This window comes from Candidatus Pelagibacter sp. PS_06, from assembly GCF_059418045.1.
Genome location: NZ_CM182078.1, coordinates 1 through 21339 on the forward strand (window position 1 = coordinate 1; position 21339 = coordinate 21339).

22 protein-coding genes and 1 tRNA gene are annotated in these 21339 nt (G+C 27.8%); 10 read left to right on the forward strand and 13 right to left on the reverse strand.

Features of this window, described 5'->3' with window-relative positions:
- Both dnaA and dnaN read left to right on the forward strand, forming a co-directional pair.
- Entirely contained in the window at positions 1-1425 is a 1425-nt protein-coding gene (gene dnaA / locus AC5SLZ_RS00005) for a chromosomal replication initiator protein DnaA (protein WP_034412101.1), read from the forward strand.
- Complete coding sequence (gene dnaN / locus AC5SLZ_RS00010) at positions 1415-2527, forward strand: DNA polymerase III subunit beta (RefSeq protein WP_028036159.1); 1113 nt, start codon at positions 1415-1417, stop codon at positions 2525-2527. Before dnaA ends, dnaN begins: the two co-directional genes overlap by 11 nt.
- On the opposite strand, the gene AC5SLZ_RS00015 is transcribed toward dnaN, so the two are convergent.
- From AC5SLZ_RS00015 to argH, 4 genes are read right to left on the reverse strand one after another with little or no spacing between them, the layout of a single operon-like run.
- The gene (locus tag AC5SLZ_RS00015; protein WP_494615604.1) at positions 2524-3225 is read right to left on the reverse strand and encodes a lysophospholipid acyltransferase family protein; all 702 of its coding nucleotides are present in this window, start codon (positions 3223-3225) and stop codon (positions 2524-2526) included. The two genes, dnaN and AC5SLZ_RS00015, sit on opposite strands and share 4 nt — an antisense overlap.
- Before the next feature lie 12 nt (positions 3226-3237).
- Positions 3238-4452, reverse strand: a complete 1215-nt coding sequence (gene lysA / locus AC5SLZ_RS00020; protein WP_494615605.1) for a diaminopimelate decarboxylase — start codon at positions 4450-4452, stop codon at positions 3238-3240.
- Complete coding sequence (locus AC5SLZ_RS00025) at positions 4452-4583, reverse strand: hypothetical protein (RefSeq protein WP_494615606.1); 132 nt, start codon at positions 4581-4583, stop codon at positions 4452-4454. The genes lysA and AC5SLZ_RS00025 overlap by 1 nt, the downstream gene beginning before the upstream one ends.
- Entirely contained in the window at positions 4580-5971 is a 1392-nt protein-coding gene (gene argH, locus AC5SLZ_RS00030) for an argininosuccinate lyase (protein WP_494615608.1), read from the reverse strand. The genes AC5SLZ_RS00025 and argH overlap by 4 nt, the downstream gene beginning before the upstream one ends.
- 24 nt (positions 5972-5995) lie before the next feature.
- Here argH and AC5SLZ_RS00035 point away from each other — a divergent pair, with 24 nt between their 5' ends.
- On the forward strand, positions 5996-6505 hold the full coding sequence (locus tag AC5SLZ_RS00035; protein WP_028036163.1) for a TlpA disulfide reductase family protein: 510 nt from the start codon (positions 5996-5998) through the stop codon (positions 6503-6505).
- Here AC5SLZ_RS00035 and AC5SLZ_RS00040 read toward each other — a convergent pair.
- Entirely contained in the window at positions 6502-6705 is a 204-nt protein-coding gene (locus AC5SLZ_RS00040; protein ID WP_028036164.1) for a twin transmembrane helix small protein, read from the reverse strand. The genes AC5SLZ_RS00035 and AC5SLZ_RS00040 overlap by 4 nt on opposite strands.
- 50 nt (positions 6706-6755) lie before the next feature.
- On the opposite strand from AC5SLZ_RS00040, the gene AC5SLZ_RS00045 reads away from it, so the two are divergent.
- Positions 6756-7406 (forward strand): serine esterase, encoded by a 651-nt coding sequence (locus AC5SLZ_RS00045; protein WP_028036165.1) that lies wholly within the window; start codon positions 6756-6758, stop codon positions 7404-7406.
- Positions 7407-7453: 47 nt separating this feature from the next.
- Entirely contained in the window at positions 7454-8023 is a 570-nt protein-coding gene (locus AC5SLZ_RS00050; protein ID WP_028036166.1) for an HNH endonuclease, read from the forward strand.
- Here AC5SLZ_RS00050 and AC5SLZ_RS00055 read toward each other — a convergent pair.
- The 3 genes from AC5SLZ_RS00055 to AC5SLZ_RS00065 are packed head-to-tail and all read right to left on the reverse strand — an operon-like array spanning position 8020 to position 9620.
- Positions 8020-8553, reverse strand: a complete 534-nt coding sequence (locus tag AC5SLZ_RS00055) for a demethoxyubiquinone hydroxylase family protein (RefSeq protein WP_028036167.1) — start codon at positions 8551-8553, stop codon at positions 8020-8022. The genes AC5SLZ_RS00050 and AC5SLZ_RS00055 overlap by 4 nt on opposite strands.
- A complete protein-coding gene (locus AC5SLZ_RS00060; RefSeq protein ID WP_494615610.1) occupies positions 8540-9022 on the reverse strand; it encodes a disulfide bond formation protein B in 483 nt (160 codons plus the stop codon). The genes AC5SLZ_RS00055 and AC5SLZ_RS00060 overlap by 14 nt, the downstream gene beginning before the upstream one ends.
- Positions 9015-9620 carry a YqaA family protein gene (locus tag AC5SLZ_RS00065; RefSeq protein ID WP_028036169.1) on the reverse strand — a complete coding sequence of 202 codons (606 nt, stop codon included), beginning with the start codon at positions 9618-9620 and terminating at the stop codon, positions 9015-9017. Before AC5SLZ_RS00065 ends, AC5SLZ_RS00060 begins: the two co-directional genes overlap by 8 nt.
- Before the next feature lie 61 nt (positions 9621-9681).
- Between AC5SLZ_RS00065 and AC5SLZ_RS00070 the strand changes: the two genes are divergently transcribed.
- Both AC5SLZ_RS00070 and AC5SLZ_RS00075 read left to right on the forward strand, forming a co-directional pair.
- Positions 9682-9766, forward strand: a tRNA-Leu gene (locus AC5SLZ_RS00070).
- Between the two features lie 7 nt (positions 9767-9773).
- Positions 9774-11504, forward strand: a complete 1731-nt coding sequence (locus tag AC5SLZ_RS00075; protein WP_494615612.1) for an AMP-dependent synthetase/ligase — start codon at positions 9774-9776, stop codon at positions 11502-11504.
- A gap of 368 nt (positions 11505-11872) precedes the next feature.
- Here AC5SLZ_RS00075 and AC5SLZ_RS00080 read toward each other — a convergent pair whose 3' ends face one another.
- The 4 genes from AC5SLZ_RS00080 to AC5SLZ_RS00095 are packed head-to-tail and all read right to left on the reverse strand — an operon-like array spanning position 11873 to position 15963.
- Entirely contained in the window at positions 11873-12778 is a 906-nt protein-coding gene (locus AC5SLZ_RS00080; RefSeq protein ID WP_494615614.1) for a CarD family transcriptional regulator, read from the reverse strand.
- Entirely contained in the window at positions 12735-13061 is a 327-nt protein-coding gene (gene fdxA / locus AC5SLZ_RS00085; RefSeq protein WP_028036172.1) for a ferredoxin FdxA, read from the reverse strand. The genes AC5SLZ_RS00080 and fdxA overlap by 44 nt, the downstream gene beginning before the upstream one ends.
- Entirely contained in the window at positions 13058-13474 is a 417-nt protein-coding gene (locus tag AC5SLZ_RS00090) for a tellurite resistance TerB family protein (RefSeq protein WP_028036173.1), read from the reverse strand. The genes fdxA and AC5SLZ_RS00090 overlap by 4 nt, the downstream gene beginning before the upstream one ends.
- A 5-nt stretch (positions 13475-13479) precedes the next feature.
- Complete coding sequence (locus AC5SLZ_RS00095; RefSeq protein ID WP_028036174.1) at positions 13480-15963, reverse strand: helicase-related protein; 2484 nt, start codon at positions 15961-15963, stop codon at positions 13480-13482.
- A 174-nt stretch (positions 15964-16137) separates the two neighbouring features.
- Here AC5SLZ_RS00095 and AC5SLZ_RS00100 point away from each other — a divergent pair, with 174 nt between their 5' ends.
- The 3 genes from AC5SLZ_RS00100 to AC5SLZ_RS00110 all read left to right on the forward strand — a co-directional run bounded on the left by AC5SLZ_RS00100 (position 16138) and on the right by AC5SLZ_RS00110 (position 20838).
- Positions 16138-17364 (forward strand): aminotransferase class I/II-fold pyridoxal phosphate-dependent enzyme, encoded by a 1227-nt coding sequence (locus tag AC5SLZ_RS00100; protein ID WP_034412104.1) that lies wholly within the window; start codon positions 16138-16140, stop codon positions 17362-17364.
- Between the two features lie 72 nt (positions 17365-17436).
- A complete protein-coding gene (locus AC5SLZ_RS00105) occupies positions 17437-18441 on the forward strand; it encodes a TAXI family TRAP transporter solute-binding subunit (RefSeq protein ID WP_034412105.1) in 1005 nt (334 codons plus the stop codon).
- 75 nt (positions 18442-18516) lie between these two features.
- A complete protein-coding gene (locus AC5SLZ_RS00110) occupies positions 18517-20838 on the forward strand; it encodes a TRAP transporter permease (RefSeq protein ID WP_028036177.1) in 2322 nt (773 codons plus the stop codon).
- On the opposite strand, the gene AC5SLZ_RS00115 is transcribed toward AC5SLZ_RS00110, so the two are convergent.
- Positions 20839-21264 carry a PaaI family thioesterase gene (locus AC5SLZ_RS00115; protein WP_028036178.1) on the reverse strand — a complete coding sequence of 142 codons (426 nt, stop codon included), beginning with the start codon at positions 21262-21264 and terminating at the stop codon, positions 20839-20841. It abuts the gene before it with no gap.
- Between the last annotated feature and the right edge of the window lie 75 nt (positions 21265-21339).

Genomic DNA, 21339 nt, shown 5'->3' on the forward strand with positions numbered 1-21339 from the left:
ATGAATAAATCTACAAATATTAACAATTTAAACAGTTTTAAATCAGAAAATTTTGATTGGCATTTAGTTCAATCAGAAATGAAAAATAAACTTGGCCTTGATATTTATGAAAGTTGGCTTAAAAAAATTACTTTTGTAGATGAATTTAACAACTATTTGTTATTGTCTGTACCAACAAGATTTATTAGAGACTGGATTACATCTAGATATTTGGATCAAATTTTACAGATTATCCGTTTATATAAAAAAGATATTATCAGAATTGAATTTAAGATTGATGATAAAAACACAAATCAAAATTTAGAAAATACAAAAGTCATTGAGAATATACCTGATAGAAGTGAAAATATTTCATTTATAAAAGACTCTTATCTTCAATATAACCGAATTGATCCAAATAAAAGATTTGATAATTTTATAACAGGTACAAGTAACAAGCTTGCTTATGAAGCATCACTAAAAGTTTCAGAAAATATATCTCATTATAATCCACTTTATATCTATGGTGGTGTTGGAATGGGTAAAACTCATCTATTAAATTCAATTGGAATTGAGCTCAAAAAAAATAACAAGGTAATGTTTATATCTGCTGAGCGTTTTATGTATCAATTTGTAAAATCTATCAAAGCTAATGATATGGTTAAATTTAAAGAATATTTTAGGAATACAGATATTTTATTAATCGATGACATTCAGTTTATAAGTGGGAAAGAAGCGATGCAGGAAGAATTTTTTCATACATTTAATGCATTATTAGATAAAGGTTCACAAATAATTGTATCAGCTGATAGGGCTCCCAATAAATTATCTAGAATTCAAGATAGAATTAAATCTAGATTTTCAGGCGGTTTAGTGGTTGATATTCAAAAACCTGATCTTGAGCTTAGACAAAAAATTGTTGAAAATAAAACTGAAGAATTAAATAATCTATATGTAGACCAACTACATGTATCAAAAGAAATACAAGATTTTATAAGCGCTGAAATTACAGCTAGTGTTAGAGAGTTGGTGGGGGCAATCAATAGGGTGGTTTCATTCTCTAGAATTTACAATAAAGTTCCAAATTTGGCTGAAACTAAGGTCGTTTTAAAAGATTTATTAAATTTAGCTGAAAACAAAGTAACAATAGATTTGATCCAAACTACAGTTTGTAAGTTTTTCAAAATCAGTAAAAATGAAATGTTGTCTTCAAGAAGATCCAGATATTTAGTTAGACCTAGACAAACTGCTATATATTTAACCAAAATTCTAACATCTAAATCTTTACCTGAAATTGGAAGAGAGTTTTCTAATAGAGATCACACAACTATAATTCACTCAGTTAAAACTATTGAGAAAATTAAAGAAAAAGACCCCGAAATGGTAGATAATATAAATAAACTTAAAAATCAGATATTATATAATAATAAGGATAATGAAATTTAACGTAAATCAACAAGATCTTCAGCAAGCACTCAATTATTGTCAAGGTGTAATTGAAAAAAGAAGCACTCTTCCAATACTGTCTAATATCTTATTAGATGCAAGTAATTCCAAATTAACAATAACAGCTACAGATTTAGACTTAATATTTATTCACCAACTAAATAATGTTGAAGTTATAGATGAAGGAAGAACAACCACAACTTCATCAATTATGTATGATATTATTCGAAAATTTTCATCGGGCAAAAAAATAAATTTGTCTTTGACAGATATAAGTAAATTACAAGTTGAGTCTGAAAAATCTATTTTTAATTTAAATTGTATTAGTGCAACAGAGTTTCCACTTACAGATGAAAATTTTAATCAAAATGAATTTGTAATTAAATCTAAGCAACTTTTAAAATTATTAAATAAATGTAAATTTTCAGTTTCTAATGATGAAACAAGACATTATTTAAGTGGAATTTATTTTCATCAGACCGAGATCGAGGATAAAAATCATTTAACAGCTGTAGCCACTGATAGTCATCGAATGTCTATTTCAAAAATAAGATTAGATCAAAAAATTGATTTTGAACCAATCATATTGCCTAAAAAAACTATTTTTCAATTATGCTCTTTATTAGAAAATTATGATGGAGAAGTTAAAGTATCTAATATCAAATCAAAAATTAAATTTGAATTAAATAACAGTATTTTAATATCAAAACTTATTGATGGTAAATTTCCTAATTATATTCAAGTAATCCCAAAAAATAATCAAAAAAAATTAGAAATAGATTTAAAATTGTTTTTAAATTCAGTTGATAGAGTTGCTTCCGTTTCTTTAGACAAAAAAGATGGGGTTAAATTTAATTTATCAAAAGATACATTAGATCTCTCAGTTAACAATACTAATAGTGGTGATGGTAAAGAGACATTAAATGTGAAATTTGACCACGATTTAGAAATAAGCTTTAATTCAAGATACTTAATTGATGTTGCTTCACAATTAGATGGACAAAAAGTTGAGATATTTTTTAATGACACAGGTTCTCCAGCCTTAATTAAAGATCCAGGAGATTTTGATAGTATATTTGTAGTGATGCCGATGAAAGGCTAATTTAATAAATCAAGTTCTTTATAAATATTATTTTCTAAAATTTTAATAAATTCTTTTTTAGAATGACCAGCTATTATAGGTTGCAAGATTGAAATAGTTATTATTTGATTAATATTCTTTTGACCTTTTTTGGGCCAAACATAACCAGAGTTTATTGCAACTGGTTGACAACATATCTTTAACTCTTCGTAAATTCTTGACGCGCCTTTTTTAAAAGGAGGTCTTTCATTTGGTAAAACTCTTGTGCCCTGTGGAAAGATTATTAAAGGCCTATCAGATTCTTTAATTATTTTTGATATATCCTCAAAAAACCCCAAGTTATCTTTGGTAACTTTATTTCTTTTAATTGATATTGATCCAATTTTCTTTAAATACCACCCAAAAATTGGAATTAAAAGTAGTTCTTTCTTTAAAATAAAAACCGGTGAATTAAATATAGTTTGAAGATAAAAAGTTTCAAACATGGATTGATGTGATGCTGCAATAAAGAACTTCTCATTATTTAAAATATTTTCTTTTCCCTTAATTATAATTTTAGTGGATAAAAAAAACTTTAAACAAAAACTAGTCCAATAACCCATTAGTTTTCCACCAAATAACACTATTTTTTGAGGAAGGAAAAATGCAGGTAAAAAGATTAATGAAATAATTATTATTCCAGTAAAAAAGAAAATTGAAAATATAAAGTTTCTAATCATTGTTATCAAAAGCTACATCAAGTCTTTGTGCTTTTGTCTTTTTTTAATAACTTTAATTTTTGATCCTTTTATCAATAGCTCTGTTGGTTTAGGTCTTAAATTATAATTTGAACTTAGTGACATTCCATATGCACCAACATCACACATTACAATAATGTCTTTTTCTTTTAATTTTTGAAATTTGTACAATGATGTAAACTTGTCTGTGCTTTCACAGATAGGACCAACAAATTCATATATTTTTTTTGAAATTTGATTTGTTTTAATTGAAGGTAACGTTTTGTGATGAGCTCCATATAGGGCTGGTCTCATCAAATCATTCATAGCTGCATCCAATATAATAAAATCTTTTTTATCGTTTTCTTTAATGTAAATAACTTTAGAAATTAAAAAACCAATATTTCCAACTATAGACCTTCCTGGCTCAAAAATTATTTTTGAGTTATGTTTTTTTAAAAACTTTTTTATAGCAATATTGTATTTATTGTAATTAAGTTTTTTACTATTATCTTCATAGGAAATTCCCATCCCTCCACCTAAGTCAATAAATTTAAATTCATGTTTAGATTTTATAATTATTTTATCTAATACATTAAGCATTTTTTCATAGGGTTTGTGGTCTAATATTTGGCTTCCAATATGAACGCTTAAACATTCTAAACTAATATTTTGAGAGTTTTTGCAATAGTTTACTAGTTCTAAAAATATTTTTTCATTCACACCAAATTTATTTTCCTTTTTGCCAGTTGAAATTTGACTTAGGGTTTTTGCGTCTGTATTGGGATTAAGTCTGATACCAATTTGTACTTTCTTCTTTTTTATTCTAGCTATTCTATCAATTTCTTTTATTTCACTTTTAGATTCTGCATTTATTAATAATATTTTTTTATCAATTGCATAACTTATTTCATTTGATGTTTTGCCTACACCTGAAAAGACAATTTTTTTTGGGTCAATGCCAGCCTTAAGAGCCATCATAAGTTCACCCACAGATACAACATCTGCCCCTAAGCCAAATTTTTGAATCTCATTAATTAAATTTACATTTGTATTAGATTTAATTGCAAAACAAATTAAGGGTGAAAAGGATTTAAAATTCTTTTTAAAATTATTGATATTTTTTTTTAACTCAAAATAAGAGTAACAATAAGATGGGGTACCAAATTTTTTAGCAATATCCTCTATTTTTACTTTATCAATTGTTAGTTTTTTTTTGATGTATTTCATTAAGCCTTATTTTTAAGGAGTATTATCTTTTCAACTTTTTGCTCTGGCTCTTTGTATTCAGGATCTCCTTTTTTTCCACAAGAAGCTAGCAAACAACAAACTAGAAAAATAAAGGTAATTTTTTTATTCATTTTTGTTTCTTATATTTCATTATCATTTTTTTGATATTATCAAAAGCTGTTCCTCCATAAGATTTTTTGGAATTTACAGAATTCTTTAAATCAAACACTTTTAAAACGTCGCTAGTTAATTTTGGTTCAATTTTTTTCAATTCTTCTAAACTTAGTTCATTGAGCTTCTTTTTCTTTTTTTCAGCTAAATTAACAACAGAGGCTGTTTTTTGATAAGCTTTTCTAAAAGACATCGAGTGATTCTTGACAAGATAGTCAGCCAAATCTGTTGCAGTAATATAGCCATAGTTTGCAAGCTCAATCATTTTTTTTTTATTAGGACTAGAATTTTTTAATATTTCATCAAAAATTTTAAGACAGTTGATTAAAGTATCATTAGATTTAAATACAATTTCTTTGTCGTCCTGAAGGTCTTTAAAGTAAGATAATGGAAGCCCTTTCAAAATTGTAAGCATTGAAAATAAATTTCCATAACTACTTCCAGATTTTCCTCTCAAATATTCCAATAAATCAGGGTTTTTCTTTTGAGGCATTATTGATGAGCCTGTAACAATTTTGTCTGAGAGATTGATTAGATTGAAACCGTCTGAACTCCAGATAATAAGTTCTTCTGCAATTCTTGATATATGCATTGAACAAACAGAGACACTATATAAAAAATCTAAAACAAAATCTCTATCAGAGACAGTATCAATTGAATTGTTTGTTGGTTTTTTAAATCCAAGTTTTTTACTAGTATAATTTCTATCTATATTAAAAGAAGTTCCAGTAAGTGCAGCTACACCCAAAGGATTTTCATCTAAACTATCTAAATTATTTTCAAATCTTTTTTTGTCTCTACTAAACATTTCAATATAAGCCATTAAATAATGAGCAAAAGAAATAGCTTGTGCATTTTTAAGGTGCGTAAAACCAGGCATAATAGTATCTATATTTTTTTCTGCTAATTTTAATGTACTTTTAATTACTTTATCTAAATTAAGATTTATTTCTTTAGTTGAAGATTTTATCCAAATTTTAAAGTCTGTAATTACCTGATCATTTCTAGATCTTGCTGTGTGAACATAACCTGCTTCTTCACCAATTATTTGGAAAAGTCTTTTTTCTATGTTCATATGAATATCTTCATATTTTTTATTGAACTCAAATTTTTTATTTGAAATTTCTTTTTCTACCTTTGTAAGACCATAAATAATTTTATTTTTAATTTTAAAAGATATTATTTTTTGTTTGAACAACATCTCTACATGAGCAATAGAGCCTTGAATATCTTCTTTATAAAGTCGTTTATCTATATCAATTGAATTACCAACTTTTTGAAATAAAGATGATGCCTTTTTTTTTATACGAGTATTCCAGATTGCTTGGTTGTTTTTATTTTTTGCCATGATATTTAATTATAACTATTTAACATGAGATTTTTAATATTATTTATTTTTTTGACAACTAGTGTCTTTGCTAATGATGTATCTGAAATAAAAAATATTGTCATTCATAAAGAACTAAAAATCTATGATAATGTAATTTTTTTAGATAAAAATGATAAAAAAATTAATATCAAAGAATTTAATGGAAATTTACTTTTATTAAATTTTTGGGCGACCTGGTGTGCGCCATGTAAAGAGGAGATGCCATCATTAGACAGACTTCAAGTAAATCAAAATTTGAGTAATTTAAAAATTTTTGCAATCAATATGTCTCAAGAAAGTAAACAAAAAGTTGATAGTTTTTTTGAAGATTTGAATATTAAAAACTTTGACCCATATTTTGATGCACCGATAACTCTAGCAAAAACATTTTCTTTGCGTGGAGTTCCAACTTCAATTCTCATAGATAAAGATGGAAAAGAGTTTGCAAGAATTATGGGCTCAATAGATTTTAACGATCAAATATTTATAAATTGGTTAAAAACTTATAATTAGTTTTTAAAAAAATAAGCAAACCCTATTAAAACTATTATTGCTACAAATTGTAGAAGAACTCTTAGTTGCATTAGTTTATTGGAATATTTTTTGCTGGTTTCTCCTCCTTTAAAAAGAGTCCCAATTCCTAAAATTAAAACAATTCCTACTGCTAACAAAAGAACTATAGAAAGGACTTTAACAAATATTCCTGAAATCATGTAAATACTGTAGATTGTTTTAGAAAAATAAAAACTATAATTAATTAACTATGACATTTTGCCTAGATTCAATAATAATTAAGCCTGAAGAAGGAACAGAAATAAAGCATGCTATTATTTTGCTTCATGGGTATGGGGGTGATGGGAAAGATATAAGTATGTTAACCTTAAACTGGAAAAGGCATATGCCAAATACAGTTTTTATTTGTCCTAATGGACATGAGACTTGCCCTATTAATCCATCAGGGTTTCAATGGTTTGATCTTACCAAAGATGATACTGATTATATACTTGAACAATCAATTAGGGCTGAGGAAAAAATTAAATTATTTATTAATGAGATCAAGCAAGAATTTAACCTAAAAAATAATCAGATATGTTTATCAGGTTTTAGCCAAGGCTGTATGATGTCATTAAATGTCGGATTAACATCTGAAGAAAAATTTTTATGTATTGTGGGATTTTCTGGAAAAATAATTAATCAAAATAATTTAAAAACAAGAATTAAAAATTCTACTGATACTTTATTGATTCATGGTGACGCAGATCAAGTTGTACCCTCAACATATCTTTTAGAAGCAAAAGATTTTTTAATTAGAAATAATGTTGATGTTAAAACACTTTTGATAAAAAATTGTGATCATCATATTCCTATGCAAGCTTCAAGTACAGCTCTTAATTATATTTTAAAAAAAAATTAACATTTCTTATTATTGATAAAATTGTTTAAGTAAGTTAAAAATGTTTAATGAATAATTTTATTGAACAAAATGTTTCATTAGAAAAGTGTCCCGCGTTAGTTCTTAATGCTGATTATAGACCATTAAGTTATTATCCTTTATCTTTATGGTCATGGCAGGATACAGTAAAATCAGTTTTTTTAGATAGAGTGATAATTGTAAGCAATTATAACAGAGTTATAAGAAGTCCCTCGTTTGATATGCAATTACCAAGTGTTATCGCATTGAAAGATTATATAATTCCACAAACAAGGCCTAGTTTTACAAGATTCAATGTTTTTTTGAGAGACAAGTTTTCTTGCCAATATTGTGGAAGTGGTGAGGAACTAACTTTTGATCATTTGTTGCCTAGATCAAAAGGCGGTGAAACTAATTGGGATAATGTTGTGACGGCATGCTCTTCGTGCAATGTAAAAAAGGGTGGTAAATTATTAAAAAACTCAGATATGAAGCTCAATCAATATCCTTATCGTCCCTCAACTGAAGATCTCCATAAAAATGGTAAAAATTTTCCACCTAATTATTTACATAAAAGCTGGATGGATTATTTATACTGGGATGTTGAGTTAGAAGCTTAGATTTTTTCAGAGATATTTATTGCAATTTTTGAACCTGTCTTAATAATTTTGTCTAATAAAAAGTAAGGACCTTTTTTTGTGGCACCTTCATTGTAAGCTATATCTTTATGATCTATTTCATCTTGTCTAAATTTTGTAATCTTCTTTTTTAAGTCTTTTTCACTAACATCAAGTTGATTAATTTGATTTAAATAATGTTTGTCTATAACCTCTTCAACAGAAGCGGTACATAACATAGCAGCTTTTTTTCCCAATAATGTAGAGCCAAACCCTAGGCCAACACCAAGTAAATCCCATAATGGTAAAAATTTTGTTGGTTGAATATTTCTTTTTTTAATTTCATTTTCAAAAAATTCACAATGCTCCTTTTCATGCTCTTTCATATCTTCAATAGTTTTTTTAAGATTTTCATCTTTTACAAAAGTATTTAAAGCTAATAGTTGTCCTTCATAAATCTTGATAGCTCCTCGCTCTCCAGCATGGTCAACTCTTATAAATTCTTCAACTTTTTTTTTATTAATTTTTGTCATAATTAAAATAAATTTTTCCAGCACTAAATGTAATTAGTATAGATATTAAAATATTGTAGCTTGTAAGTGATAATCCAAACATTTTAAATGTTACATCTTTGCAGCTAACACTTTTTTCTTGTAATTGTTTTAAAATTTCTTCTTTTGAAAATAAATTTGATCCACTTTTTAGGTCACAAACTAACGACTCTTGAATTAAACCTTGTTCAATACCTAAGTGATATAGTGATAATACAGTGCCAAACAGAAATAAAATTGTTAAAAAAAGTATAAAAAATTTTTCAAATTCAATAAATTTATAATTTAGTAAAATTACAATTATTGCTAAAAAATATGGAATTCTTTCTAATGTACAAAGATTACAAGGTTGGTGGCCAAGAATATATTCTATAAAGAATGCAGATATTAATGCAATAATACTGATTAAAAGAATAAGCTTTAATAATAAATTTTTTTTGTTTTTAACCATTAAATTTTAAAACTAAATATACAAATATGAATATTATAACTATAAAAATTCCTATAGCAGTAAACCATTTTGATCCATGTTTGTTCATATATTCAGTAAATAATTCTCCAAATTTATAGGATAAAAATGCAACAATAAAAAATCTAAGGCTTCTTGAAATTAAACTAACAATGATAAAAACTGGCAGATTAAAAGCGATTAAGCCACTTGCTATAGTGAAAGCTTTATAGGGCAAAGGTGTGAAGCCTGCTAAAAAAAGAATACTTAACCAAGCAATAAAGCCATTTCCTTCTGACATATTTAGTTTTAAATTTTTAACTTTATCTTCATAATTATAAAATTCGATAACATGCATTGCAAAATCAGAAAACAGGTAGCCAATTAAATATCCTAAAATACCTCCTAAAACTGAAAATATAGATGCTATTAAAAATATTTTTATAAACTCTTTTTTTTTAGCAATTACCATTGGAATGATCATTGCATCTGGTGGTATTGGAAAAAATGAACTTTCAATAAATGATACAAGACCTAAATAGAAATTTGAACTTTTATGCGCAGCTAGATTTAAACATTTTTTGTAAAGTGTTTGAAACATTTTTTGGTTTTAATATAAATTAAGTTCTTATACTATTTAAATATAACTAATTAAATATAATGGGCGAATGGCGGAACTGGTAGACGCGCACGACTCAAAATCGTGTTTCGCAAGAAGTGAGAGTTCGATTCTCTCTTCGCCCACCATAAAAATGTGAATTTAGATAAATTAAACAACTTAATAGAATTGTTTTCTCATCAAGCACAAAAGCAAAATAAAGAAAGCATTTTTTTACAATGGTTAAATCCAAATAATAAAAAATCATATACATGGGAGGAAACACAAAAAAATATTTTAAAATTATCAAAAATTATTAGAGAAAATATAAAAGAAGGCGACAGGTGTCTTTTAGTTTCAGAAAACAGACCAGAATGGTTTGTTTCAGATATGGCAATAATGTTATCAGGTGGAATTGCCGTACCTGCTTACACCACATATACAGAGGATAATTATAAATATTTAATTGAAGATTGTGAACCTAGCTTAATTATAGTCTCGAACAATGAGCTGTTAAAAAAATTAAATAATACAATTAATCAAAAAAGATTTATTAAAAAAGTCATAACATTAGATGAAGTTAATAACGTAATTCATGATTTAGATATAATTAACAAAGATAAATATCTTGATTTTAATCTCATATTAAAAAATGATTTATTAGATGAAGATAAAATTCAAAATAAAAAATTAAAAAGAACTTCTCCTGCTTGTATAATTTATACATCTGGAACCGGAGGAAATCCTAAAGGAGTAATCTTAAGTCATGGTGGAATTTTAAATAATCTTGTAGGAGCATGTGAAATTATGAAGCCATTGTTTAGCTCTAGACCTGTATTTTTGACTTGGCTTCCTTTATCCCATTCCTATGAACATTGTGTGCAATTTGCCCAGATAGCTGTAGGGGCAAAGGTATTTTATGCAGAAAAAATAGAAAAACTTTTAGAAAATATATCTGAAGCAAAACCAACAATTATGACAGCTGTTCCAAGATTTTATCAAAATCTTTACAACAAAATAAATATCAATTTAAAAAAACAAACTGGTTTTAAAGCAAAACTAATAGAAGAAACTCTACGGCTCGGTAAGAAAAAATTATTAAATCAAAAAATGAATTTTTCTGAAAAATTACTCAATTTGATAGTTGAAACATTAGTTCGAAAAAAAATAAAAAAACAGTTTGGAGGAAATTTAAAAGCTTTTGTTTCTGGTGGAGGTGCACTGGATCAAGAAATAGGGGAATTTTTGAATTCTGTTGGACTACCTACTTTACAGGGATATGGTTTAACTGAAACATCTCCAGTTGTAAGTTGTAACCCAATACACAAGATAAAAGTAGAAACTGTTGGTCCGCCTTTTAAAGGTAACCAAGTTAAAATAGCTGAAGATGGTGAAATTTTAGTTAAAGGTGAAAATGTAATGTTGGGATATTGGAACAAAAAAGAAGAGACTGACAAAGTGATTGTTAATGGGTGGCTTCAGACAGGAGACATTGGAGAAATAGACCCCGAGGATGGTTATTTAAAAATTACTGATAGAAAAAAAGATATCATCGTGAGTGCTGGTGGTGATAATATTTCACCAGCCAAAATTGAAAATATGATTATCAATGAACCTGAAATAGATCAATGTATGGTTTATGGTGATAAAAAAAATTATTTGGTAGCTTTAATAGTTCCTAATAAAGATTTTTTATACGAAAAAGAAAAAATTAATAATTTAATTGAAAAAATAAATAAAAAGTTAACTTTATTAGAAAAAATAAAAAAAATTCAATTAATAGATGAAAATTTTTCTATAGAAAATGGTTTAATGACACCAACAATGAAAGTAAAAAGAAAAAAAGTTACAGAAAAATATAAAAATCAATTAGAAGAACTTTATTAACTTGTATTTAGAAATTTGATTATTATCCGCATAAACATTAACTTAATTAATAAAAAAAATTTTATAATAAAATAAAAATTAAAAAAAATTTTTTATAAATTTACTTTTTAATTAAAGAATTGACATAACTTACATAAAAAAATAAAAATATATTAATAGCGAATCAACTTGATTCGTTTAACTTAACTAGGGAGCTAAAGATGCCTAAGAAAAGAAAAAAAGCTGCTAAAAAAACTAAGAAAAAAGCAGTAAAGAAAACTAAGAAAAAAGCTAAAAAAGCTAAAAAAGCTAAAAAAAGAAAAAGATAGTAACTTACTAATCTTTACTAAAAACGCTTCTCATTACAAATCGTATGAGAGGCGTTTTTTTTATTCGTCTAAATTTTCGTCTGAATCAGCAATGGGTTCTTCAACAGGCAATTCTGTTGTACTCGATTTTGGAGCAGAAGCTACTGGTTGAGCTTGCCCACCTAAATTTCTTTTTAAAGCTTTATCAAGTTTCTTTTGTGTGTCTTCTAGAGATACGTTTAAAACTATTTGAAACTCAGATAAAATTCTTTCATAAGCTTTTTCAAATAATTGTCTTTCACTATAAGATTGATCAACCATGAGATCATCACCTTTATTTAAATCTCTTACCACTTCAGCCAACTCGTAAATTTTACCAGAAGAAATTTTTGCTTCGTATTCTTGTGCTCTTCTGCTCCACATAGATCTTTTTATTTTTGGCTTACTTTTTAAAATAGAAATACATTTATTCACTTGATTGATTGTTGCTAATGGTCTTAAATGAGATTGTTTATTCACCGGAACCATGCCATTTGCTTTATCTTTTTCAAACTTGATAACATAAGTTTCAACATCTATTCCACCTATATTAATTTTTTTAAACTCAGTAATCTGACCAACACCATGTTTTGGGTAAACAACATGATCTTTAATTTTATACTCTCTTTTTTCAGTTTCTTGTTTTTTAACTTTTTTAATCTCAGGTTTTGCTTCGTTACTTTTAGAAATTCTTAAATTATCAACTTTTGTATCCTCTTTTGATTCAGAGACTTTTATAGTTTTTTTTAACTTAATTGGTTTTGGAGTAATTTTTTTTGTTACTTTTTTTGTTTTTTTAGCAACAACCTTTTTAGTTTTCTTAATTTTGTCTTTGGTTGCTTTTTTTGTTTTAACAACTTTTTTAACAGAAACTTTTTTCTTCACTTTTTTTTCAGGTTTAGCTTTAAAGATTTTCTTTAAAATATTTTTCGTACTTATTTTGCTCATTCTTAAATTTTTCATGATCCGTTGGAGGATCTTTTTTTTCACTAATATTTGGCCAGATTTCAGAATATTTTTTGTTGATTTCTAACCACTGTTCACTACCAGGTTCAGTATCAGCTCTAATGGCATCTACTGGGCATTCAGGTTCACAAACGCCACAATCTATACACTCATCCGGTTTAATTACAAGCATATTTTTGCCTTCATAAAAACAATCCACTGGACAAACATCAACGCAGTCAGTCAATTTACATTTAATGCATTTATCATTAACTATATAAGTCATTGTTGTTTTTCTTTTTTAATTCTATCCTTAATAACCCCCATCGTTGAGCTGTCAATGTAAAGTAAACCTGCTAAACGTCTCATTAAATTTGTTTCATAGATATCAGCTTCATTATTTGAATAAATAATAGACCACAGAGCTTCTATAATTTTAATTTTTTCATTTTCAGGTAAATTTTTTACCTCTCTTGTAAAATCTAAAATTTGATTTGAATTTTCTTCTATTGACTTTGCATCTCTTATGATTTGAGGTACATTTTCCTTATTAGTACCCAACTCTAAAAGAGTTTTTTTAATAATTTCTTCCTCGTTTTCAGTATAGTTTTCATCAATTTTAGCAGCATGAATTAAAAGTGCACACACTTTAACTAAAAAAATTTTTTTAGTTTCAATAGAGTCTTTATTAAAAAACATAAAATTTAACTAAGATTTAAATTTTTTAAAATTTTAAATGGATTTTCACTTGAAACTTTTCTCTCTGAGTGTTTTTTAAATTTTTTCACTGGATTATATTTGAAATAAGTTTCATCATTTTTATCAAATATTTTATAATTCATTTTTTGTAAAAGGTTTTTAAAATTATCTTTGCTACAACCCAATAAATTTAGCATTTCTGGTATAATTTTAATTTCTTTATTTTCTTTTGAATTTGGTGAATTTATAATTAGCATGAATAATCTTTCTAAGATGTCAATCCTTACAAAAAGATTGTCAAATTTTTCAAATCCACATAAAAGCATAAAATTTTTATTTCTGTTATCTGAGTCATCCAAAAAATTTAATCCAAATGTAGGTAGCTTAATATTATAATATTTCTGATGAAAATTTTTCCATAATAATGTTCTTAATGATACTGCTTCTGGTTTAATTAGCTGATACAAAAACACATGATATCTCCCAAATTTTACACCTAATTCTCTTAAAATTTTTCTCTCATTTTGCCCAAGAGATTTTAGATATTCAGACACTTGCTCTCTTTTTAACACACCGTTATTTTCATAAAGTTGATATGCTAAAGCTTTGATTGATGAATTTTTATCTTTAAGATTTTTTAGATCAACCAAGCTTTTAAGAACTATGTTAATTTTATCTTGTATCCATTTGCTAACATACTCACTTAACCTCTGTTTTTGAATAGGCTCAATAATATCATCAATTATTAATTCAAAACTTGGATTTAAATAATCATGACCAGTAGATAATTTAGCAATAGGATAATCGTTCCAATAAATTTTGAAATCGTTATTTAATTCAATTAACCCTGTATCAATAATAGTTTGAATTCTTTTTTCTAGCTCTGGCCCAATAGTTTGTCTCGCTGCTTTTTTTAATGACTTGATATCTGTTTCTAAAGCACCTTTTTTTAAATCTAGTGCCAATTTAAGTCCATTTATTTTACCAATAAATTGTTCGTCTATCAGTACATCATTATTTTCAAGTATTTTTGTTTTGAATTCCATATCCTGTTTTAAGCCTCTTGCTAGAACACTTGCTCTTTTATCAATAAAGGTTTTGGTAAGTTCTTCATGAAGTCTGTCTGAAAGTCTATCTTCTAAATGTTTTGTTTTTTCAATCCAATAGTCTTGATTTTCTGTCCAATTATTTTTATTTGAAACATAAGACCAAGTTCTAACATTTGCAATTCTATTTGATAAAGAATCAACATTTCCTTCTAATTTATCAAGTTTTATCAGCTGTAATCTCATAAATTCATCTGTAATTTGTTGTTTTCCACTACTTAAATATTTAAAAACATTTCCAATGACTTCATAGTGATTTCCATATGTTTTTTTTACAAAATCGGGTATCTGACAACATTCCCATAAAAGGCTGAGTAATTTTTTATCAAAATCTAAATTTATAAGACTTTTATCTTTTAAAAAATATTTAAGAGCTTTTTCATCTTCGCATTCATGAATTTTACGCAACCATCCCATCTGCGGTTTTTCCTCCAAAGACTTAATCAAACTCAAGGGATTATTAAAATTCAAATTTGAGTTTCTCCAAAATAAAGTTCTAATTTCCTCAAATTTGTGGCTTTCTATTAACTCTACATCTTCGGCTGTAATATCTTTACAATCACCTGTGATACCAAAACTTCCATCATTTAAATATCTTCCAGCTCTACCAGCTATTTGTCCTATTTCAGATAAGTTTAATTTTCTCAATTTTCTTCCGTCGAATTTTTTAAGATTAGAGAAAAAAACATAATCTAAGTCCATATTAATACCCATTCCAATAGCATCAGTTGCCACTAAAAAATCAACATCGCCTGATTGATAAAGTTCTACTTGAGCATTTCTTGTCTTTGGGCTCAATGAACCCATCACAATCGCTGCTCCACCTTTTTGTCTTCTTATTAACTCTGCTATTGCATAAACTTCTTCTGCTGAAAAAGCTATTATTGCTGTTTTTCTATTTATTCTTGAAATTTTTTTATGACCTGCATATGTTAATTTTGATAATCTTTCCCTATTTATAAACTCAATATCACCGTCTAATTTTGAAATTATATTTTTAATAGTACTTGAGCCCATAAGCATGGTGAGTTTTTCACCCCTTATGTTTAAAAGTCTATCTGTAAAAATATGACCTCTTTCATGATCTGCACACATTTGAATTTCATCAACACCAACAAAATCTAAATGTTTATCAATTGGCATAGACTCAACAGTACACACGAAGTATTTAGCATTGGTTGGAATAATTTTTTCCTCACCTGTTATTAAGGCAACTTTATCTGTACTAATTTTTGCTATTACTTTGTCGTAAACTTCTCTAGCTAACAATCTTAAAGGAAAACCTATCATACCTGACTCAAATGAAAGCATTGTCTCTATGGCAAGGTGGGTTTTGCCAGTATTTGTAGGTCCGAGGACAGCAGTAATTTTGTATTTTGTCATTTCTACCTTTGGTGTACTTTTTTTTTTACCTACCAGATATTGTTGGTGCTAAAGAACAAAAATAGACTAAAACATGACCGAATCGGAAGGTAAAAAGTTCTCATTTTGCTATTAACTTTTCTTAGATTAGCATAATTAAGATTAATTCTATAATAGTAATTTTACAAAATAATAATGCTTAAAAATTTAGTTAAAGGTTTAAAACCTTCATCAACTTTACTGATTAACGAAACTTCTCGAAGATTGGAAGAGCAAGGAAAAAAAATATATAAATTTGGTTTTGGACAATCTCCATTTAAAGTTCCTGAAGACGTAGTGAAAGAGCTTAAAGATAATGCACACCAAAATAAATATTTGCCAATGCAAGGTCTTTCAGAATTAAGAAATGCAGTCGCAAATCATACATCAAAAAAAAAGAGTTATGACTATAAATCTGAAAATGTGATTATTGGACCTGGCTCGAAAGAATTAATGTTTTTATTGCATGTTATATTTGACGGTGAAATTATCTTACCTGCGCCTAGTTGGGTTTCATATGCTCCCCAAGCAATATTAGGAAGGAATAAAATACAAATACTACAAACCAAAAGAGAAAATAATTGGTTTCCAACAGCTTTAGAAATTGAAGAAATTATCTTAAAAGATAAAAATAAAAATTATTTATTATTCTTAAATTCACCAAACAATCCATCTGGTCAAATTTGTGAAAACTTAAAGGAAATAGCAAATATTGCTGAAAAGTATAATCTAATTATTTTGTCAGATGAAATATATTCAGAGTTAAGTTTTAAAGATAATTATAAATCTATATCTAATTTTTGTCCTGAAAAAACAATTATTAGCACTGGATTAAGTAAATGGTGTGGAGCTGGAGGATGGAGATTGGGTTATTTTTTAGTACCAGACTCATTAATTGAAATTAAGGATATGATTAATGTGTTAGCAAGTGAAACTTTTTCTGCTGTTAGTGCACCTATTCAATATGCAGCAATAAAAGCGTATGAAAATGATCATTCAAACTATATCAATAAATCTAGAAATATATTATGTGCAGTTGGTAATTATGTTTATGAAAACTTAAAATCAAATAAAATTTTAATTAATAAACCTCAAGGAGGATTTTATTTAATGCCAGAGTTTTTAAATAAAAAATTTAATTCATCATCAGAAATGTGTGACAGTATACTGAATGATACAGGTGTTGCTCTGCTACCAGGAACTGATTTTGGCTTTAATCCAAGCCAAATGTTAGCAAGATTAAGCTTCACTGATTTTGATGGCCAAGAATTTATGAGCAAAATTGAAGATAATCAAAAAATTGATAATGATCTTATTGCAAACTTTGCGCCTAAAATTATAGAAGGTGTTGATAAGTTAAAAAAATGGTCTGAATCCATATAAAATCTCACTATACATACCCAATTAATAACTGTTAATATTAACATATATAAATAACGTATAGAGGGAGAAAAAATGAAAAAAATAATTACATCTCTATCAAGTGCTTTACTGATATTAGCTGCATCTTTGTCTTTAACAGGTGTTGCAAAATCAGCAGAGTTCTTCACGATAGGAACAGGTGGACCTACTGGAGTATATTTCCAAACAGGTAACGCTATTTGCAAAATGTTACACAAATCAGCAATCAGTGCTGAGCATGGAAGAAAAAAAGGTTCTGCCAAAGCATATAGATGCACAGCACCGTCAACTGGTGGATCAAACTATAATATTGGTCAAATTGCAGCTGAAGAATTTCAATTTGGTGTTGCACAATCTGACTGGCAATATCATGCAGTTAATGGAACTAGCAAATGGAAAGGAAAACAGTTTAGTGGATTAAGAGCTGTATTTTCAGTACATAATGAACCCTTTCAAATCTGGGCAAGAAAAAAAGCAAAAATTAAAGATTTTGCTGGTTTAAAAGGAAAAGTAGTAAACATTGGTAACCCTGGCTCAGGTCAAAGAGGAACCATGGAAGAACTTATGAAAGCAATGGGTGTAGATAATAGTTATTTTAAATCTACTACTGAACTTACTTCATCAGAGCAAGTAAAGGCTTTGTGTGATGGTAAAATTGATGCTTTTGGATATTCAGTTGGTTTTCCTAATGGAGCCATGGAACAAGCTGCCACTTGTGCTGCTAAAGCCTCACCAATCAACTTAACAGGACCTGAAGTTCAAGGTTTAATAGATGGTGCTGATTATTATGCACAAGCTGTAATTCCCAAAGGTACTTATACAAAACAGAAAAAAGATGCGACTACATTTGGTGTAAAAGCTACTGTAGTAACAAGTGCATATGTTTCTGACGATTTAGTATATCAAGTAGTAAAAGCTGTTTTTGAAAATTTTGATGATTTTAAAAAACAACATCCTGCTTTTGGATTTTTGGAAAAGAAAAACATGATTAAAGATGGTTTATCTGCGCCGCTACATCCAGGTGCTATTAAATACTACAAAGAAGCTGGATTAATGTAATCCAATATATTAATTAGATTAAAAGGCCTGATTTTAAATCGGGCCTTTTTTTTATAATAAGGTATCATCTCTTCTATGAGTCAGAGCATTAATAAAGAAGTTAAAGATAAAATTAATGAGGATTTGTCTCCCACAAAAAATCTTACAGGTCTACACTTAAAGATTGTTGCATCAATCGCAATTATTTGGTCGTTATTTCAGCTTTGGTACGCATCTCCATTTCCTTTTATCTTTAATTTTGGAATGTTTAAAGGATTACCAGCTAGAGCAATTCATCTAGGTTTTGCATTAACTTTAGTATTTTTAATTTATCCAATCTCTAAAGGAAAAAAAATTTCTATATTTGATATCTTGATTAGTTTTATCGGTGCTTTTTCATGTTTTTATATTTATTTTTTTTATGATCAATTGGTAGATAGAGGTGGAGTTCTCTTAAATATTTTAATAGGAGATAGTTTTGAGCTGCCAATAGAATTAATTATAGGAAGTCTCGGTATTCTAATTTTGCTTGAAGCTACAAGAAGAGCAATAGGTCTGCCATTAGTAATTATCGCTATTTGTTTTTTATTATTTTCATATTTTGGAAGATATGCACCAGAAATAATTTCCCATGGTGGACTTTCACTTAATAGACTGGTTGGTTTTCAATGGTTGGATCAAGAGGCCATATTTGGAATTCCAATAGGAGTTTCTGTCGATTTTATTTTTTTATTTGTATTATTTGGTGCACTTTTAGAAACAGCAGGTGGTGGAAAATATTTTTTAGATTTAGCTTTTGCGATGGTTGGCAAAATGAGAGGAGGACCAGCAAAAGCCGCAATTCTTGGTTCAGGAATGACTGGTTTAATTTCAGGATCTTCAATTGCAAACACTGTTACGACAGGAACGTTTACTATTCCAATTATGAAAAAAACTGGATTTTCAAAGGAAAAAGCAGGAGCAATAGAAGTTTCATCTTCTGTTAATGGTCAGATTATGCCACCAGTTATGGGTGCTGCAGCGTTTGTTATGGCAAGCTTTATAGGAGTTACATACTTTGAAGTTGTAAAGCATGCTTTTTTGCCAGCAATAATCTCTTACATCGCACTTTTTTACATATCTCATCTTGAAGCTCTAAAATTAAACCTCAAAGGAATGGATGATGCTGATGTTCCAAACTTAAAAAGAACATTTTTATCAGGACTTCATTTTTTAATTCCGATTTTTGTATTAATTTATATGTTAGTTTTCTTAAGGTTTACCGCATCTTATTCTATCTTTTATGCAACCGTTTCTTTGATTTTAGTTAATTTAACTTACTTACTTATCAAAAATTCATTTTCTAAAGAGGCTCTCAAAATATGGTTTAATCAAACTATTGTTGGATTTGAAAAAGGTGCTTTAAACATGGTTGGAGTTGGAATTGCCATAGCAACAGCTGGAATAATAGTTGGCGCCGTTGGGTCAACGGGATTAAGTACAAATTTAATAATAGTTATAGAGTCTATTGCCAAAGATAATGTCACAATATTATTATTTTTGACAATAATATTATGCTTGTTATTAGGAATGGGGTTGCCAACTACCGCAAATTACGTAGTTGTTGCATCATTAATGGCAACGGTTTTGGTAGATGTTGGTAATGCCTCGGGATTTATTTTTCCATTGATAGCAGTTCATTTATTTGTTTTTTACTTTGGATTAATGGCTGATGTCACACCACCGGTTGGGCTTGCTTCATATGCAGCAGCAGCTATTTCGGGAGGTGATCCGCTTAAAACAGGACTACAAGCTTTTTGGTATAGTTTAAGAACAGGTATTCTTCCAATTGTTTTTTTATTCAACCATGAACTACTTTTAATTGGGATTGAAAATATTTGGCATGCATTAGTTGTAATAATAACTTCTTTATCAGGAATATTGGTGTTTACATCAGCAACTCAAGGTTGGTTTATCAATAAATTAAAATGGTATGAGATTATTATTTTTTTGATAATATCTATTTCATTACTCTCTCCTGAGTTTGTTCTTAATAAATTTTATCCAAAATATAATTACCAAGATATTAGTAAAATTAATTTAGTTGTTTTAGATCCAAAAAAAGAAGTACGTTTTAAAATCACCAGACCTAGCCCCTATGGCGAAAGGTATAAGTTATTTGTGATTGATAGAAAAACTTTTGAAGAAGAGTATGACCTAGAAGATTATGGAATTAGTCTAGTAAAAGAAAAAAATAAGATTGTTGTTGATAATTTAAAATGGAATGGACTAGCCAAGAAAAGTGGCTTTGAAATGGGAGATTATATTAGTGAATTAAAGGTAGAAAATTCAAATAGACCTAACAAAATCGTTGTTTATCCAATTGCAATTTTATTGTTATTAATTTTTGGTTATTTGAATTATATAAGAAAAGAATAATTAACCACCAGGCCCTAAATTTGAGGGTTTAACCTTTAAAATTTTCCAGACACCTGAAGCAGAGGTAATAATTTTGTTGTTACATCTCAATTCACAAAATAAAAATATAAGAGTGTTTGTTTTTTTTAATATTTTTGCAAATCCAATAATTTCATCACCTACCTTAGAGGCTCCAATAAATTTCAAATCTAACGAAATAGTAACACATGGTGAATTATCACTAGCTCTATGAGCAGCAGTCCCTGCCCCAGCATCGATTAACGCTGATAAATAACCGCCATGAGTTATGTTGGCAGCATTTAAATGATTTTCACTAATTATTGATTTAAATTCATATTCAGTTTCAGATACCGTTCTAAATAAAACACCTCCATTGTGTTTCATAAATCCAGGTTTAATACTTATTTGCTCAAATTTATTGCTCATAATTTTTTATAATACAAAAGTTAAGATTAATAAAATTATTAAAACAATTATAAAAAAATATATAACTGATTTTTG

Bases quoted from the DNA above. Each gene is read 5' to 3' on its own strand.
- dnaA (WP_034412101.1), top strand. From the start codon at position 1: ATGAATAAATCTACAAATATTAACAATTTAAACAGTTTTAAATCAGAA.
- dnaN (WP_028036159.1), top strand. From the start codon at position 1,415: ATGAAATTTAACGTAAATCAACAAGATCTTCAGCAAGCACTCAATTAT.
- AC5SLZ_RS00015 (WP_494615604.1), bottom strand. From the start codon at position 3,225: ATGATTAGAAACTTTATATTTTCAATTTTCTTTTTTACTGGAATAATA.
- lysA (WP_494615605.1), bottom strand. From the start codon at position 4,452: ATGAAATACATCAAAAAAAAACTAACAATTGATAAAGTAAAAATAGAG.
- AC5SLZ_RS00025 (WP_494615606.1), bottom strand. From the start codon at position 4,583: ATGAATAAAAAAATTACCTTTATTTTTCTAGTTTGTTGTTTGCTAGCT.
- argH (WP_494615608.1), bottom strand. From the start codon at position 5,971: ATGGCAAAAAATAAAAACAACCAAGCAATCTGGAATACTCGTATAAAA.
- AC5SLZ_RS00035 (WP_028036163.1), top strand. From the start codon at position 5,996: ATGAGATTTTTAATATTATTTATTTTTTTGACAACTAGTGTCTTTGCT.
- AC5SLZ_RS00040 (WP_028036164.1), bottom strand. From the start codon at position 6,705: ATGATTTCAGGAATATTTGTTAAAGTCCTTTCTATAGTTCTTTTGTTA.
- AC5SLZ_RS00045 (WP_028036165.1), top strand. From the start codon at position 6,756: ATGACATTTTGCCTAGATTCAATAATAATTAAGCCTGAAGAAGGAACA.
- AC5SLZ_RS00050 (WP_028036166.1), top strand. From the start codon at position 7,454: ATGAATAATTTTATTGAACAAAATGTTTCATTAGAAAAGTGTCCCGCG.
- AC5SLZ_RS00055 (WP_028036167.1), bottom strand. From the start codon at position 8,553: ATGACAAAAATTAATAAAAAAAAAGTTGAAGAATTTATAAGAGTTGAC.
- AC5SLZ_RS00060 (WP_494615610.1), bottom strand. From the start codon at position 9,022: ATGGTTAAAAACAAAAAAAATTTATTATTAAAGCTTATTCTTTTAATC.
- AC5SLZ_RS00065 (WP_028036169.1), bottom strand. From the start codon at position 9,620: ATGTTTCAAACACTTTACAAAAAATGTTTAAATCTAGCTGCGCATAAA.
- AC5SLZ_RS00080 (WP_494615614.1), bottom strand. From the start codon at position 12,778: ATGAGCAAAATAAGTACGAAAAATATTTTAAAGAAAATCTTTAAAGCT.
- fdxA (WP_028036172.1), bottom strand. From the start codon at position 13,061: ATGACTTATATAGTTAATGATAAATGCATTAAATGTAAATTGACTGAC.
- AC5SLZ_RS00090 (WP_028036173.1), bottom strand. From the start codon at position 13,474: ATGTTTTTTAATAAAGACTCTATTGAAACTAAAAAAATTTTTTTAGTT.
- AC5SLZ_RS00095 (WP_028036174.1), bottom strand. From the start codon at position 15,963: ATGACAAAATACAAAATTACTGCTGTCCTCGGACCTACAAATACTGGC.
- AC5SLZ_RS00100 (WP_034412104.1), top strand. From the start codon at position 16,138: ATGCTTAAAAATTTAGTTAAAGGTTTAAAACCTTCATCAACTTTACTG.
- AC5SLZ_RS00105 (WP_034412105.1), top strand. From the start codon at position 17,437: ATGAAAAAAATAATTACATCTCTATCAAGTGCTTTACTGATATTAGCT.
- AC5SLZ_RS00110 (WP_028036177.1), top strand. From the start codon at position 18,517: ATGAGTCAGAGCATTAATAAAGAAGTTAAAGATAAAATTAATGAGGAT.
- AC5SLZ_RS00115 (WP_028036178.1), bottom strand. From the start codon at position 21,264: ATGAGCAATAAATTTGAGCAAATAAGTATTAAACCTGGATTTATGAAA.